Source organism: Streptomyces indicus, from assembly GCF_900100315.1.
In the GTDB taxonomy this organism is placed as follows: Bacteria; Actinomycetota; Actinomycetes; order Streptomycetales; family Streptomycetaceae; genus Streptomyces; species Streptomyces indicus.
Genome location: NZ_FNFF01000004.1, coordinates 504,079 through 519,608 on the forward strand (window position 1 = coordinate 504,079; position 15,530 = coordinate 519,608).

Consider the following 15,530-nt stretch of genomic DNA (forward strand, 5'->3'; position numbering starts at 1 on the left):
ACAATTCAACACTTGTCAATAACCTTTCACGTAAAGGTTGTTGAGTAGTCATGCCCAGCCAATTCTCTACCCGCCGGTAAGGCATAGGCTCGAACCATGCGCCGAGCAAAGATCGTTTGTACCCTGGGACCTGCCACCGACTCGTACGACCAGATCAAGGCCCTGGTCGAAGCCGGAATGGACGTGGCCCGCTTCAACCTCAGCCACGGCACCTACGCCGAACACGAGGAGCGCTACCAGCGCGTGCGGAAGGCCTCCGAGGAGACCGGCCGCAGCGTCGGCGTCCTCGCCGACCTTCAAGGCCCGAAGATCCGCCTCGGCCGCTTCAGCGAAGGTCCCGTACTCCTTGAACGAGACGACGAATTCACCATCACCGTGGAAGAAGGCGTCGAAGGCGACCGCCAGACCTGCGGCACCACCTACGGCGGACTCGCCTCCGACGTCACCGCGGGTGAGCGCATCCTCGTCGACGACGGCAAGGTGACCCTCGAAGTCGTCGAGGTCGACGGGCCCCGCGTCCGCACCCGCGTCATCGAGGGCGGCATGGTCTCCGACCACAAGGGACTCAACCTCCCCGGCGTCGCCGTCTCCGTGCCCGCGCTCTCCGAGAAGGACCAGGACGACCTCCGCTGGGCCCTGCGCACCGGCGCCGACGTCATCGCCCTGTCCTTCGTCCGCAGCGGCCGCGACATCATCGACGTGCACCGCATCATGCGCGAGGAGGGCCGCCGCCTCCCCGTCATCGCCAAGGTCGAGAAGCCCCAGGCCGTCGAGAACATCGACGACATCGTCGCCGCCTTCGACGGCATCATGGTCGCCCGCGGCGACCTCGGCGTCGAAATGCCCCTGGAGCAGGTGCCGATCGTCCAGAAGCGCGCCATCAAGCTCGCCAAGCGCAACGCCAAGCCGGTCATCGTCGCCACCCAGATGCTCGACTCGATGATCGACAACTCCCGCCCCACCAGGGCCGAGGCGTCCGATGTGGCGAACGCGGTCATCGACGGCACCGACGCCGTGATGCTCTCCGGCGAGACCAGCGTCGGCAAGTACCCGATCGAGACGGTCCGCACCATGGGCCGCATCGTCGAAGCGGCTGAGGAGGACATCCTCGCCAAGGGCCTGCCGCCGCTGACCGAGCGCAACAAGCCCCGCACCCAGGGCGGCGCCGTCGCCCGGGCGGCCGCCGAGATGGGCGACTTCCTCGGCGCCAAGTACCTCGTCGCCTTCACCCAGTCCGGCGACACGGTCCGCCGCCTCTCGCGCTACCGCTCCCCGATCCCGCTCCTGGCCTTCACCCCTGACAAGGCCACCCGCTCCCAGCTCAACCTCACCTGGGGCGTGGAGACCTTCCTCGGCCCGGAGGTCGACTCCACGGACGCGATGGTCGCCCAGGTCGACGAGCTCCTGCTGAAGTACGGCCACTGCGACAAGGGCGACACCGTCGTCATCACGGCCGGCTCGCCCCCCGGCGTCCCTGGCTCCACCAACCTGGTCCGCGTCCACCGGATCGGCGAGGACGACAGCTCGAACTGAGCGGGGGAGGTTCCCCCCTCCGGAGCACGAGAACGGGCGCCCATCGAGAAGATGGGCGCCCGCTGAGCTTGGAATCGAAGGAAAAGTGCTCCGGGTGGGATTTGAACCCACACTGAATGGTGTTTGAGACCATCGCCTCTGCCGATTGGGCTACCGGAGCTCCTGCGAATCAAAGGAATTCCTCGACCCGCTGCTCACCCACCTTACCGCAGCTAGGTAGGCTCTTGGGAAGCAGTTCCTGCCCCGCCACAAGGAGCCAGAAGTGACCGCCCCCGAGCCCCAGCCCGTAGCCGACGACGACCAGTCGCACGTGCCTCCGCTGACGACGCGTGTCGTCATCGCCGAGGACGAAGCGCTCATCCGGCTCGACCTCAAAGAGATGCTCGAGGAAGAGGGCTACACCGTCGTCGGCGAGGCGGGCGACGGCGAGCAGGCGATCGAGCTCGCGCGGGAGCACAAGCCCGACCTCGTCATCCTCGATGTGAAGATGCCGAAGCTGGACGGCATCTCCGCCGCCGAGAAGATCACCGAGGAGAGCATCGCGCCGGTCCTGATGCTGACCGCGTTCTCGCAGCGGGATCTGGTCGAGCGGGCGCGGGACGCCGGTGCGATGGCGTATCTCGTGAAGCCCTTCAGCAAGGGCGACGTGGTGCCGGCGATCGAGATGGCCGTGTCGCGGTACACCGAGCTGAAGACGCTGGAGAAGGAGGTCGCGGACCTCACGCAGCGCCTGGAGACGCGGAAGCTGGTCGACCGCGCGAAGAGCATTCTCCAGACCGAGTACGGGCTGACGGAGCCGGCGGCGTTCCGCTGGATCCAGAAGACCTCGATGGACCGGCGGCTCAGCATGCAGCAGGTGGCGGAGGCCGTGATCGAGGACTCCGAGGAGAAGAAGGCCGCCAAGGGCAACGGTCAGTAGGCCGCGCCAGGACACACAGAAGGGGCCCTGTATCTCGTACGTACGAGATACAGGGCCCCTTCTCTGTGCAGCGGAGGATCAGTCCTCGCCGAGGTACGCCTTGCGGACGGACTCGTCGTGCAGGAGGTCCTGTCCGGTGCCCGACAGGACGATCTTTCCGATCTCCATGACGTGGCCCTGGGCGGCGAGCGAGAGCGCCGCCTGGGCGTTCTGCTCGACGAGGAGGATCGTCGTGCCGCGGGACTTGAGCTCGACGATGGTCTCCATGATCTTCTGCATCATGATCGGCGAGAGGCCCATGGAGGGCTCGTCGAGCATGAGCAGCTTGGGCTGGGACATCATGGCGCGGCCCATGGCGAGCATCTGCTGCTCGCCGCCGGAGAGGGTTCCGGCGGCCTGCTTACGGCGTTCCCCGAGGATGGGGAAGAGGTCGTAGGCGTGCTGGATGTCCTTGGCGATGCCCTCCTTGTCGTCGCGCAGGTAGGCGCCGAGCTGGAGGTTCTCCTCGATGGTGAGGCGCGGAAAGATGTGCCGGCCCTCGGGGGAGTGCGCGAGCCCGAGCGCGACGATCTTGTGCGCGGGGACGTTGGCCAGCGGCTTCCCGTCGAAGGTGATCTTTCCGGAGAGCGGCTTGAGCAGTCCGGAAAGGGTGCGCAGCGTGGTGGTCTTGCCCGCACCGTTGGTGCCGATGAGGGTGACGACCTGGCCGGCCTCGACGCTGAAGGAGATGCCCTTGACGGCTTCGATCTTGCCGTAGGCGACCTTGAGGTCCTCGACCTCGAGCAGAGCGGTCACTTGGGGTCCTCCGTGCGGGAGTCGGTGCCGGGTGCTGCTGCCTCCGCTGCTTCCACTTCGGCGACCTCCTCGGCGCCGGGGGCGCCTTCGAAGGGGGTGCCGAGGTAGGCGGCGATGACGCGCTCGTCGCTCTGGACCGTCTCGGGGGTGCCCTCGACGAGCTTCTCCCCTTGGACGAGGCAGGCGACGCGGTCGCAGAGGTTGAAGATGAACCGCATGTCGTGCTCGATGACGAGCACGGCGATGCCCTGGTCGCGGATGGCGAAGATGAGCTCTTCGGCCGCCCGGGTCTCCTGCGGGTTCATACCGGCCGTGGGCTCGTCGAGGAGCAGGAGGCCGGGCTCGCTGGCGAGGGCGCGGGCGATCTCCAGCTTGCGCTGCTCGCCGTACGGGAGGTTGCGCGCGAGGTGGTCGGCCTTGTGGGCCAGACCGATGAACTCCAGGAGTTCCATGGCGCGTTCGTGGGAGGCGGCTTCGGCCTTCTTGAAGCCGGGGCCGCGCAGGAGGGCGGACCAGAGGCCCTCCTTGGTCCGGGTGTGGCGTCCCACGAGGACGTTCTCCAGAACGGTCATGTTGGCGAAGAGCCGGATGTTCTGGAAGGTGCGGGCGATGCCGGCCTGGGTGACCAGGTGGGGCTTGGGCGGCAGGACGGTGCCCTTGTAGCTGACCTTGCCCTCGGTGGGGACGTAGAGCCCCGTCAGGCAGTTGAAGAAGGTGGTCTTGCCGGCGCCGTTGGGGCCGATGAGGCCGACGATCTCGCCGCTGTTGACGGTGAGCGACACCGAGCGGACGGCGGTGAGGCCGCCGAAGCGCATGGTGACGTCGCTGGCGTCGAGGACGGTGGTGGTTGCTGTCGTGGTCATGGTGTTCACGCCCCCGCCTTGGTGACGCTGACGGTGTCTTGGGGCAGTCGCTGGTCGGGTACGTCGAGTTGGTCGGTCTCGTGGAACTGCAGCTGCGCGCGCTTGTTGGCGACGAGGCCTTCGGGGCGGAAGCGCATGAGCAGGACGAGGGCGAGGCCGAAGAGAAGGAGCTGGAGCTCCTCGAGGAACTCGAGCTTCTTCGGGATGAGGTAGAGCAGTGCGGCGCCGATGAGGGGTCCGCTGATGGTGCCCATGCCGCCGAGGATGACCGCGGCGAGCAGGAAGGCGGAGTTCGGCGGGACCGTGTTGGCGAACTGGTACTGCTCGGGGGTGACCGTGGACTGCAGGTGGGCCTGGACGGTGCCGGCGAGGCCGGCGAGGGTGGCGCCGAGGGCGAACGCGATGAGCTTGACCCGGAAGCCGTTGATGCCCATGGCGGTGGCGGCGGTCTCGTCCTCGCGGATGGCGACCCAGGCGCGGCCGATACGGGAGTCCCCGGAGCGGCGGAAGACCAGGACGACGAAGACCAGGACGATCAGCATCAGGAAGAAGTAGTTGCTGGGCCGTCCGAGCGGGGTGCCGAGGAACTCGTGGGACTCGCCGAAGTTGAACCCGAAGAACTCGAGATCGGGGATGTTCGGGATGCCGTTGGAGCCGTTGGTGATGTCGGGCCCGGTGTTGCCGTTCAGGTTCTGCATGGCGATGCGGAAGATCTCACCGAAGCCGAGCGTCACGATGGCCAGGTAGTCGCCGCGCAGCCGCAGGGTCGGGGCGCCGATGACGACGCCGAAGACCAGCGATGCGCCGGCGCCGGTGAGGACGGCGGCCCAGAACGGGAACTGGACGCCGATGCTGGAGGTCGGCGCGCCGGAGACCAGGGCGGCGGCGTAGGCGCCGACGCCGAGGAAGGCGACGTAACCGAGGTCGAGCAGGCCGGCGAGGCCGACGACGATGTTCAGACCGAGGGCGACGGTCGTGAAGATCAGGATGTTGGCGCCGATGAGGGCGTACGTGTCGTCGGTCTGCGTGAACGGGAAGCAGGCGGCGGCGACGATGGCCGCGGCCATCGTGACGTTGCGGTGCTTGGTGGTGAGGGTGGTGAGGCGGGCGAGGAGCCCGGCCCGGGACACCGCGGCGGCACCGAAGCAGGTGGTGATCAGGGCACCGATGAAGAGCTCGGCCTCGGCAGCGATGCAGTACGCGAAGACGTACAGGCCGAGGGCGAACGAGACGCCGATGACGACGATCTCGAGCCAGGCGGGGAGCTCCTTGGTGCTCCGCCCGGGCTCGGGTGCCTTGGTGGCGGCGCGCAGGCGGTGCCACAGGTTGGGCTCGTACTCGTCGGGGGCGACCTCGGCGGGCAGTCCGAGGGCGGCGACGGCGGCGATGAGCGCGCCGACGCCGGAGATCCACGCGCCGGGTTCGAGGTTGACGACGCCGCCGAGCTGGTACGAGATGGAGCCCATGGCGTAGCCGACGGTGCCGAGGGTGCCGAGGGCGAACAGCAGGACCGGGCTGGACTTGCCGCCGGGGGTCAGCCACGTGAGGCCGCGGATGCCGAGGCCGGAGAGGGCGAACAGGGCGGTGAGCAGAGCGCCGGTGAGGGTGACGACCTGGAGTTCGGCGGGGTAGCCGTAGACGGTCAGGTCGCCGGGGTAGGCGCTGGTCCAGGTCCAGGGCATCATCGTGCCGGCGAAGGCGACGACGGCTCCGGCGACGGCGCCGATGCGGGCCGTGGTGGGGGGCAGCGGGATGATCGCCTTGCTGCCGGTGTCCTTGGTGAGAGTGGTCGTCATGGGTATCACGCCCTGTCCGCGACGCGTTCGCCGAGCATGCCCTGGGGCCTGAACAGCAGGAACAGGATGAGCAGGGCGAAGGCCCAGACGTTGGCCCAGCTCTGGGCGCCGAACTGCTCGAGGCCCGGGATCTGGTCGATGTAGCCGGTGGAGAGGGCTTCGACGAGGCCGAGGACGATGCCGCCGAGCATGGCGCCGTAGATGTTGCCGATGCCGCCGAGGACGGCCGCCGTGAAGGCCTTGAGGCCCATCAGGAAGCCCATCTTGAAGCCGACCTGGCCGAAGTGCAGGGCGTAGCCGATGGCCGCGACGGCGGCGAACGCGGCACCGATGGCGAAGGCCATGACGATGATGCGGTCGGTGTTGATGCCCATGAGCTTGGCGGTGTCGGGGTCCTGCGCGGTGGCCTGCATGCCGCGGCCGGCGCGGGTCTTGTTGACGAACCAGCCCAGGGCGATCATGCACAGCGGCGCGGCGATCAGGATGAACAGGTCGTTCCGGTTGATGTTGGCGCCGAGGATGCCGATGGCGTCACCGGAGAACTGCGGGAAGGTGATGTCCTTCTTCGCGTCCGGGTACCAGAACCAGACGGCCTGCTGAAGGAAGAGGGAGAGGCCGATCGCGGTGATCAGCGGTGCGAGGCGTGGCGCCCCGCGTAGGGGGCGATAGGCGAATCGTTCCGCTGCGACGCCCACGAGGACGGAGCAGATGATGCCGAAGATCAGCATCATGGGGATCAGGGCCAGCAGGGGGGTGCTGGAGGGCATCCACAGGGTGATGGTGAACGCCCCGAAGCCCCCGATCATGAATATCTCGCCGTGGGCGAAGTTGATGAGCTGGACGATGCCGTAGACCATCGTGTAGCCGATCGCGATGAGACCGTACATCGCGCCGAGGATGAGTCCATTGGCCAGCTGCTGCGGCAGTTCGTTCACCGCAAGGCCTCCGTGGAGTGGTTCGGATATGGCGCCGCGCGGGAGCGCTGGTAGCGCTCCCGCGCGGTCTGGGTCAATGCTTCAAGTGCCGGGAGGGCGTTGCGGGTTACTCCGGCTTGACGGCCTCGGAGTGCTTGTCCTTCCAGGCGCCGCCCTCGACCTGGTAGGCGGTCATCATGGTGTTGGTGGTGTCGCCGAACTCGTCGAAGGACACCTCACCGGTGACACCGGAGAACTTGACCTCGGCCATGGCCTCGAGCACCTGCTCGCGGCTGGGCAGCTTGTTGTCGTTCTTCTCGTAGGCGATCTTGACGGCCTGGATGATGGACCAGGTGGCGTCGTAGGTGCCGCCGCCGTAGGCCTCGTAGGCCTCCTTGTAGCCGGCCGCCTTGTAGTCCGCGATGAACTTCTTGGCGGAGTCGAGCTTCTCGGTCGGCGCACCGACGGAGGTGGCGAGGTCGCCCTCGGCCTTCTTGTTCAGCTTGATGAAGTCGGCGCTGAAGATGCCGTCGCCGCCCATGAGCGGGATGTTGGCGCCGGCGTCCTTGATCTGCTGGCTCAGCGGGCCGGCGGCGGGGTACTCACCGCCGTAGTAGACGGCCTTGGCGCCGGACTTCTTGACCTTGGTGGCGACCGCGTTGAAGTCGCGCTCCTCGGGGTTGACGTGGTCGGTGTCCACGATCTTGCCGCCGAGGCCCTCGAAGGTCTCCTTGAAGGAGGCGGCGAGGCCCGCACCGTACGTCTTCTGGTCGTCGATCAGGTAGACGTCCTTGATCTTCGCCGTGTTGTACAGGTAGTTCGCGGCGAAGGCGCCCTGGATGGCGTCGGTGGTGGCGGTGCGGAAGTACGTCTTGAACGGACGCTTCTTGTCGCCGGTCTTCCAGTTGTCGCCCTGGGTGAGCTCGGTACCGGTGTTGGCCGGGGAGATCTGCACCAGGTTCGCGTCGTTGAAGGGCTTCTGCATCGACTGGGAGACGCTGGAGTTCAGCGGTCCGACGACGCCGAGGACTTCCTTGTCGTTGATGAACGACTGGGCGTTGGCCTGGCCGACGGAGGGCTGGGCCTGGTCGTCCTTCGCCACCAGTTTGAAGGTGACGCCGTCGACGACCTTCTCCTTGTTGGCGTTCTTGACCGCGAGGTCGGCGGAGTTCTTGATGCCGAGGCCGAGGGCCGAGAGGTCGCCGGTGAGCGGGGCGTCGACACCGATGACGACGGTGACGTTCTCACCGTCGCCACCGCCCTTGCCGTCGTCGCGCGAACCACAGGCAGTGAGGGTGAGAGCTCCGGTGGTCAACACCGAGGTGAGTATGAGCAAGGAGCGGTTACGCACGATGGGTCCTTTCCCTGGCGCCGGCCGGCCTCGACGTGAGGGGGCCGTACTGATCGCCGGGCCGTACTGGTGGTGGTACAGGGCCGTGCTTTTCAGTTCGCGCCCGGCGGCGCGGTGACTGGCCGTGACTCTAAGCGCAGGTGGCGGGCGTGGGGACCAGGGAAGAGCAGGATGTGACTCTCTTGTTATGAGCGTCGAATTCCCGGCGGAACAGTGCGGGCCAAACGGACTTCTCGGCCCGGTTTCTTTTGCCCACATAGTGAGAAGTGGCAGTTCCGCTAAGGGGCTTGAGGGGATCTTGCTCCTGACAGGCCGGGAATCATCAGGACCGAATAACGGATTCCGCAATGGCCGATGATCGATTACCGGTGAGAACGGAATGTGTCCGTGCCTCGCCCTCTGATTACTCAGGGTGAGGGTGATGTCGGTTCGGGGGTGGTCGGGACGGCGGTCCCCGGCGTCGCGGCGCCGGCGCCGTCCGCGGGAGAGGCGTCGTCCGTGGCGGAAGCGCTGGGGTCGCGCCAGATGCCCTCCGTCGGCTTTCCGTCCCGATAACGCTTCTCGCAGCCCTCTTCCACGCGCCGGTCGAGGATCTTCAATGCGGCGTCCGAATCGGACCGTTCCCGCTCTTTCTGTGCCGCTTCGACCGCGGCGAGGAGGATTTCGTTCTGTCCGTTGGAGAGGCCTTTCTGCATGAAGTCCCGGCCTGAGGTGGGACGTTCGAGGAAGACCTCTTTCGCCCAGTAGCCGACGAGTGCGATGCAGATTTCCGTGTCCGAGCTGGTACGCGGGGAAGGGCTGGGGCCGGAGCGGTTCTCGTCCGCGCCCGAACACCCGGCCAGGGGTGCGGCGAAGGCGCACACGGCTGCCAGGGCGAGGACGGCGCGGCGTGGGGCGGCGGGCCTCATGTCCCGCGACGCTAGTGCGGGTTGTGTGCAGGCAGCAAGGGTCGTGCGGTATGCGAAAGGGGCGCCCCCGGTTCAACTGGGGCGCCCCTTCGGTGAGTTGGCGCGGCGGTGGCCGAGGCGCGGCGGGTGGCGGCCCGTCCGTCAGCCGCGCACCCGCGCCTCGTCGCTCGGGTTCACGTCGCGCAGCAGGCAGGTGAGGCGTGCCGTGCACACACGGCGGTCCTGCTCGTCGGTGATCACGATCTCGTACGTGGCGGTGGACCGCCCTCGGTGCACCGGCGTCGCCACACCCGTGACCAGGCCGGAGCGCACCCCGCGGTGGTGGGTGCAGTTCAGGTCCACGCCGACCGCGATCTTGCTGGTGCCGCCGTGCAGCATCGAGCCGACCGAGCCGAGGGTCTCGGCGAGCACCGCGGAGGCGCCGCCGTGCAGCAGCCCGTACGGCTGGGTGTTGCCCTCGACCGGCATGGTGCCCACGACGCGGTCGGCCGCCGCCTCCTTGATCTCGACGCCCATGCGGGTGCCCAGGTCACCGGCGGAGAACAGGGCGGGCAGGTCCACACCGAGCGCCGCGTACTCGTCGATGACTTCCTGCGGGAACTTCACGGTGTTCTTCTCGCCCATGGGCCTCGCTCCAGTTCTGATTCGTCCCTGCGCGCACGGCGGTGCGTGCCGTGTGCACCGTCTTATCAGGATGGCTGAGCGAACGCTTAGGGCGCACCTGTGATGCCGGTCACCACGGCTTGTCGGTGGCGAGCGGCTACTTGGGCTCGAGCCGTACGACGACCGCCTTGCTCACCGGCGTATTGCTGGTGTCGGCCGTGGCGTCCAGCGGGACCAGGACATTCGTCTCCGGGTAGTACGCGGCCGCGCAGCCCCGCGCCGTCGGGTAGTGCACCACCCGGAACCCGGACGCGCGCCGCTCCACACCGTCCTGCCACTCGCTCACCAGGTCGACGTACGAGCCGTCCGCGAGCCCGCCGAGCTCGGCCGCGTCCTCGGGGTTGACCAGGACGACCCGCCGGCCGTTCTTGATCCCCCGATAGCGGTCGTCGAGTCCGTAGATCGTGGTGTTGTACTGGTCGTGCGAGCGCAGGGTCTGCAACAGCAGCCGCCCGGCGGGCAGTTCGGGGTACTCGACGGGTGCGGCGGTGAAGTTGGCCTTGCCGGTCGCCGTCGGGAAGCGGCGCTCGTCGCGCGGGGCGTGCGGCAGCGTGAAGCCGCCGGGCTTCGCGGCCCGCGCGTTGAAGTCCTCGAAGCCGGGGATCACGGCGGCGATACGGTCCCGGATCGTCCCGTAGTCCTTCTCGAACTCCTCCCACGGCGTACGGGACGCCTCGCCCAGGACACGCCGGGCGAGGCGGGCCACGATGGCCGGCTCGGACAGCAGGTGCGGGCTCGCGGGTTCGAGGCGCCCGCGCGAGGCGTGCACCATGCCCATGGAGTCCTCGACGGTCACGAACTGCTCGCCGCTGCCTTGCACATCCCGCTCCGTCCGGCCGAGCGTGGGCAGGATCAGCGCCCGCGCACCGGTCACCGCGTGCGAACGGTTCAGCTTGGTCGACACGTGCACGGTCAGCCGGGCCCGCCGCATCGCGGCCTCCGTCACCTCCGTGTCGGGGCTCGCGGCCACGAAGTTGCCGCCCATCGCGAAGAACACCTTCGCCTCGCCGTCGCGCAGCGCGCGGATGGCCCGTACGACATCGAAACCGTGATGGCGCGGCGGCGCGAAGCCGAACTCCTTCTCCAACGCGTCCAGGAACGCCGGCGCGGGCCGCTCGAAGATGCCCATCGTGCGGTCGCCCTGCACGTTGGAGTGGCCGCGCACCGGGCAGACGCCCGCGCCCGGACGGCCGATGTTGCCGCGCAGGAGAAGGAAGTTGACCACCTCGCGGATCGTCGGCACCGCGTGCTTGTGCTGGGTCAGGCCCATCGCCCAGCACACGATGGTGCGCTGCGAGGCGAGCACCATGCGCAGCGCCTCGTCGATCTTCTCGCGGCTCAGCCCTGTGGCTTCGAGCGTCTCGTCCCAGTCGGCCTCGCGCGCGGCGGCCGCGAACTCCTCGTACCCGTGGGTGTGTTCGCGGACGAACTCATGGTCGACCGCGCCCTCGCTCTCGCTCTCGAGAATGAGCTTGTTGAGGAGCCGGAACAGGGCCTGGTCGCCACCGAGCCGGATCTGCAGGAAGAGATCGGTCAGGGCGGTGCCCTTGAGCATGCCCTGCGGGGTCTGCGGGTTCTTGAACCGCTCCATGCCCGCCTCGGGCAGCGGGTTCACCGTGATGATCCGCGCGCCGCCGGCCTTGGCCTTCTCCAGGGCGGACAGCATGCGCGGGTGGTTGGTCCCCGGGTTCTGCCCGGCCACGATGATCAGATCCGCCTGGTACAGGTCCTCGAGCAGCACGCTGCCCTTGCCGACGCCGATCGTCTCGACGAGCGCCGAACCGGAGGACTCGTGGCACATGTTGGAGCAGTCGGGCAGGTTGTTGGTCCCGAACTCGCGGGCGAACAACTGATAGAGAAACGCGGCCTCGTTGCTCGTACGCCCCGACGTATAGAACACGGCCTCGTCAGGCGAGCCGAGCCCCTTCAACTCCTCGGCGACGATGTCGAAGGCCCGCTCCCACGTGACCGCCTCGTAGTGGTCCGCGCCCTCGGGCAGATACATGGGCTGCGTGAGCCGGCCCTGCTGGCCCAGCCAGTACCCGCTGCGGCGCGCGAGGTCGCTCACGGGATGCGCGACGAAGAAGTCGGGCGTCACGCGCCGCAGCGTCGCCTCCTCGGCCACGGCCTTCGCCCCGTTCTCACAGAACTCCGCGGTGTGCCGCTTCTCCGGCTCGGGCCAGGCGCACCCCGGACAGTCGAACCCGTCCTTCTGATTGACCTTGAGCAGCGTGAGCGCGGTCCGCTTCACCCCCATCTGCCGCTGCGCCATCCGCAACGTGTGCCCGATGGCGGGCAGCCCGGCCGCCGCATGCTGCGGAGCGGCCACCTCGGGTGCGTCCTGAACGGGATCGCCGGTGGGGGGCTTGCCTGCCATGACCGTTCTCCTTCGAGCGGCGTTCTTTTGTACGGGGGGCGGGGTCCGTGTGGTGTACGAGGGCGGGGCCCGTGTGGCGTCACGGGTACGGGCCCGATTCGTGTCATCGGTCCCGGCACGTGACCTGAGCTCACTGTCCGCCCACCCCGGACCACGTTCCGCATCCGATCCTGCCACGGAGGTGTGAGGGTGCCCACGAGCGGGCGGGGTGGGGGAGGGCGTGCCCTGCGTGCTGCGGTGCTTCGCGGGGGTGCAGGGGGCGGAGCCCCCGCGAGGGCGGGGTCGGTGGGGCGTCAGCCCCGTCATCACGCACCCGCGTCGCGGAGCGGCGCAGCGGGGTGGGCCGGGAGGCCGGGGTGCGGGGGCGGGGGGTTGCCGTGCGGGCGCGACGAGGGCGTGAGCTCGCCCTGCCCTTTCGTGCTGCGGAGCCCCCGCGAAGGCGGGGTCGGTGGGGTGTCAGCCCCACAACCCACCCGCGCCGCGGAGCGGCGCAGCAGGGTGCGGTGGCGCTCCGCCCCGTCCGCGGGGCACACCGACGCCGGGACGGACCGGACTGTCAGTGGGGCGTGGGAGGATCGTTCCCGTGGCAGAGAAGACAGCGAACACGTCGACAACAAAACCGCGCCTGATGCTGATGGACGGGCACTCGCTCGCCTACCGGGCGTTCTTCGCGCTGCCCGCGGAGAACTTCACGACGGCGACCGGCCAGCCCACCAACGCGATCTACGGCTTCGCGTCCATGCTGGCCAACACCCTGCGCGACGAGCAGCCCACCCACTTCGCGGTGGCCTTCGACGTCTCGCGCAAGACGTGGCGCTCGACGGAGTTCCCCGAGTACAAGGCGAACCGGTCGAAGACCCCGGACGAGTTCAAGGGCCAGGTCGAGCTCATCGGCGAGCTCCTGGACACGATGAACGCGGACCGCTTCGCCGTCGACGGCTTCGAGGCCGACGACATCATCGCCACCCTCGCCACCCAGGCCGAGGCCGCCGGCTTCGAGGTCCTGATCGTCACCGGCGACCGCGACTCCTTCCAGCTGGTCACCGAGAACACCACGGTGCTCTACCCCACCAAGGGCGTCTCCGAGCTGACCCGCTTCACCCCGGAGAAGGTCCAGGAGAAGTACGGGCTCACACCCTCGCAGTATCCGGACTTCGCGGCCCTGCGCGGCGACCCGTCGGACAACCTGCCGGGCATCCCGGGCGTCGGCGAGAAGACCGCCGCGAAGTGGATCAACCAGTTCGGCTCCTTCGCCGAGCTGGTCGAGCGCGTCGACGAGGTCAAGGGCAAGGCGGGCGCCAACCTGCGCGAGCACCTCGAAGCGGTGAAGACCAACCGCCGCCTCACGGAGATGGTCCGCGACGTCGAACTCCCCAAGTCCGCCACGGAGTTGGAGCGCCGCCCCTACGACCGCAAGGCGCTCGCGATGGTGCTCGACACCCTCGAGATCCGCAACCCCTCGCTGCGCGAGCGCCTGCTCGCCGTGGACCCGGGCGCCCAGGAGGCCGAGGAGACCCCGGTCGAGCCCGGCGTCGAGGTCGACGGCCAGGTCCTCGCCACCGGCGAGCTGAAGCCCTGGCTCGACGAGCACGCGGGCCAGACCCTGGGTCTCGCGAGCGTCGACGCCTGGGCGCTCGGCACCGGCTCGGTCGCCGAGGTCGCCCTCGCCTCCGCCGACGGCGCCGCCGCCTGGTTCGACCCCTCCGAGCTGGACGAGGCCGACGAGCAGGCCTTCGCCGCCTGGCTCGCCGACCCGGCGAAGCCGAAGGTCCTGCACAATGCGAAGAATGTGCTGCGCGTCTTCGCCGAGCACGGCTGGAGCGTCGAGGGCATCACGATGGACAGCGCGCTCGCCGCGTACCTCGTGAAGCCGGGCCGCCGCTCCTTCGCACTCGACGCCCTCTCCCTCGAATACCTGGGTCGTGAGCTCGCCCCCGCCTCGGCCGCCGAGGGCCAGCTGGCGTTCGGCGCGGAGGACAGCGCCGAGGCCGACGCCCTGATGCACCAGGCCCGTACGATCCTCGACCTCGGCACCGCCTTCGCGGAGAAGCTCAAGGAGGTCGGCGCGGCCGAGCTGCTCACCGACATCGAGCTGCCCACCTCGCTGCTGCTCGCCCGCATGGAGCGCGCCGGCATCGCCGCCGACCGGCCCCATCTCGAAGCGATGGAGCAGCAGTTCGCGGGCGCCGTGCAGCAGGCCGTGAAGGAGGCGCACGCCGCAGCCGGACACGAGTTCAACCTCGGCTCGCCCAAGCAGCTCCAGGAAGTCCTCTTCGCCGAGCTCGGTCTGCCCAAGACGAAGAAGACGAAGACCGGCTACACCACGGACGCCGACGCGCTCGCCTGGCTCGCCGCCCAGACGGACAACGAGCTGCCGGTGATCATGCTCCGCCACCGCGAGCAGGCGAAGCTGCGCGTCACGGTCGAGGGCCTGATCAAGACGATCGCAGCGGACGGCCGGATCCACACCTCGTTCAGCCAGACCGTGGCCGCGACGGGCCGCCTGTCCTCGACGGACCCCAACCTGCAGAACGTGCCGGTGCGCACCGACGAGGGCCGCGCCATCCGCCGCGGCTTCGTGGTCGGCGAGGGCTATGAGTCCCTGATGACGGCGGACTACAGCCAGATCGAGCTGCGCGTCATGGCCCACCTCTCCGAGGACGAAGGGCTCATCGAGGCCTTCACCTCCGGCGAGGACCTGCACACCACGGTCGCCTCCCAGGTGTTCTCCGTGGACAAGGCGGACGTCGACGCCGAGATGCGCCGCAAGATCAAGGCGATGTCGTACGGACTGGCGTACGGCCTGTCGGCCTTCGGCCTCTCGCAGCAGCTGAACATCGAGGCGGGCGAGGCCCGTGCCCTGATGGACACCTACTTCGAGCGCTTCGGCGGCGTCCGCGACTACCTGCGCCGCGTGGTCGACGAGGCGCGTGCGACGGGCTACACGGCGACGATGCTGGGCCGCCGCCGCTACCTGCCGGACCTCAACAGCGACAACCGCCAGCGCCGCGAGGCCGCCGAGCGGATGGCGCTCAACGCACCGATCCAGGGCACGGCCGCCGACATCGTCAAGATCGCGATGCTCAACGTCGACAAGGCGCTCAAGGCCGAGCAGCTCACCTCCCGCCTCCTGCTCCAGGTCCATGACGAAGTCGTCCTGGAGATCGCCCCGGGCGAGCGGGACCGGGTCGAGGAGCTGGTCCGCCGCGAGATGTCCTCGGCGGTGCAGCTCCGCGCCCCGCTGGACGTCTCGGTGGGCGTGGGCACGGACTGGGAGTCGGCGGCGCACTGAGCCACCGCTCTCAGCGGCGCGCTCAGCCATTGCCGGCATACGGGTCCGGAGGCATCGGTCTCCGGACCCGTTTCCGTACCCGTACGGCCCTCACTCAGACGGCCCCCGCAGCCGGGCCA

Annotated in this window: 11 protein-coding genes and 1 tRNA gene; 3 read left to right on the top strand and 9 right to left on the bottom strand. The window is 68.7% G+C overall.

What is annotated here, in order from left to right:
* The first annotated feature begins 96 nt into the window (after nucleotides 1-96).
* The gene (pyk, locus tag BLT97_RS14255) at nucleotides 97-1,533 is read left to right on the top strand and encodes a pyruvate kinase (RefSeq protein ID WP_093609833.1); all 1,437 of its coding nucleotides are present in this window, start codon (nucleotides 97-99) and stop codon (nucleotides 1,531-1,533) included.
* 86 nt (nucleotides 1,534-1,619) lie between these two features.
* Here the strand turns inward: pyk and BLT97_RS14260 are convergent.
* A tRNA-Leu gene (locus tag BLT97_RS14260) sits at nucleotides 1,620-1,693 on the bottom strand.
* Between the two features lie 102 nt (nucleotides 1,694-1,795).
* On the opposite strand from BLT97_RS14260, the gene BLT97_RS14265 reads away from it, so the two are divergent.
* Nucleotides 1,796-2,452 (top strand): ANTAR domain-containing response regulator, encoded by a 657-nt coding sequence (locus BLT97_RS14265; protein ID WP_093609835.1) that lies wholly within the window; start codon nucleotides 1,796-1,798, stop codon nucleotides 2,450-2,452.
* Nucleotides 2,453-2,530: 78 nt separating this feature from the next.
* Here the strand turns inward: BLT97_RS14265 and BLT97_RS14270 are convergent, their stop codons facing one another.
* From BLT97_RS14270 to BLT97_RS14305, 8 genes are all read right to left on the bottom strand, one after another.
* Entirely contained in the window at nucleotides 2,531-3,247 is a 717-nt protein-coding gene (locus tag BLT97_RS14270) for an ABC transporter ATP-binding protein (protein ID WP_093609837.1), read from the bottom strand.
* Nucleotides 3,244-4,119 carry an ABC transporter ATP-binding protein gene (locus BLT97_RS14275; protein WP_093609839.1) on the bottom strand — a complete coding sequence of 292 codons (876 nt, stop codon included), beginning with the start codon at nucleotides 4,117-4,119 and terminating at the stop codon, nucleotides 3,244-3,246. Before BLT97_RS14275 ends, BLT97_RS14270 begins: the two co-directional genes overlap by 4 nt.
* Nucleotides 4,116-5,906: a branched-chain amino acid ABC transporter permease gene (locus BLT97_RS14280; protein ID WP_093609841.1), complete on the bottom strand. Its 1,791-nt coding sequence runs from the start codon at nucleotides 5,904-5,906 to the stop codon at nucleotides 4,116-4,118. The genes BLT97_RS14275 and BLT97_RS14280 overlap by 4 nt, the downstream gene beginning before the upstream one ends.
* A 5-nt stretch (nucleotides 5,907-5,911) precedes the next feature.
* On the bottom strand, nucleotides 5,912-6,841 hold the full coding sequence (locus BLT97_RS14285) for a branched-chain amino acid ABC transporter permease (RefSeq protein WP_093609843.1): 930 nt from the start codon (nucleotides 6,839-6,841) through the stop codon (nucleotides 5,912-5,914).
* Between the two features lie 106 nt (nucleotides 6,842-6,947).
* Nucleotides 6,948-8,156, bottom strand: coding sequence for a branched-chain amino acid ABC transporter substrate-binding protein (locus BLT97_RS14290; RefSeq protein ID WP_093610020.1), 1,209 nt, complete (start codon nucleotides 8,154-8,156; stop codon nucleotides 6,948-6,950).
* Nucleotides 8,157-8,578: 422 nt separating this feature from the next.
* On the bottom strand, nucleotides 8,579-9,079 hold the full coding sequence (locus tag BLT97_RS14295; protein ID WP_093609845.1) for a hypothetical protein: 501 nt from the start codon (nucleotides 9,077-9,079) through the stop codon (nucleotides 8,579-8,581).
* 141 nt (nucleotides 9,080-9,220) lie between these two features.
* Nucleotides 9,221-9,703, bottom strand: a complete 483-nt coding sequence (locus BLT97_RS14300) for a hotdog fold thioesterase (RefSeq protein ID WP_093609847.1) — start codon at nucleotides 9,701-9,703, stop codon at nucleotides 9,221-9,223.
* A gap of 136 nt (nucleotides 9,704-9,839) precedes the next feature.
* Complete coding sequence (locus tag BLT97_RS14305; RefSeq protein WP_093609849.1) at nucleotides 9,840-12,119, bottom strand: FdhF/YdeP family oxidoreductase; 2,280 nt, start codon at nucleotides 12,117-12,119, stop codon at nucleotides 9,840-9,842.
* Between the two features lie 628 nt (nucleotides 12,120-12,747).
* Here BLT97_RS14305 and polA point away from each other — a divergent pair.
* The gene (gene polA, locus BLT97_RS14310; RefSeq protein WP_093609851.1) at nucleotides 12,748-15,411 is read left to right on the top strand and encodes a DNA polymerase I; all 2,664 of its coding nucleotides are present in this window, start codon (nucleotides 12,748-12,750) and stop codon (nucleotides 15,409-15,411) included.
* Nucleotides 15,412-15,530 lie beyond the last annotated feature (119 nt).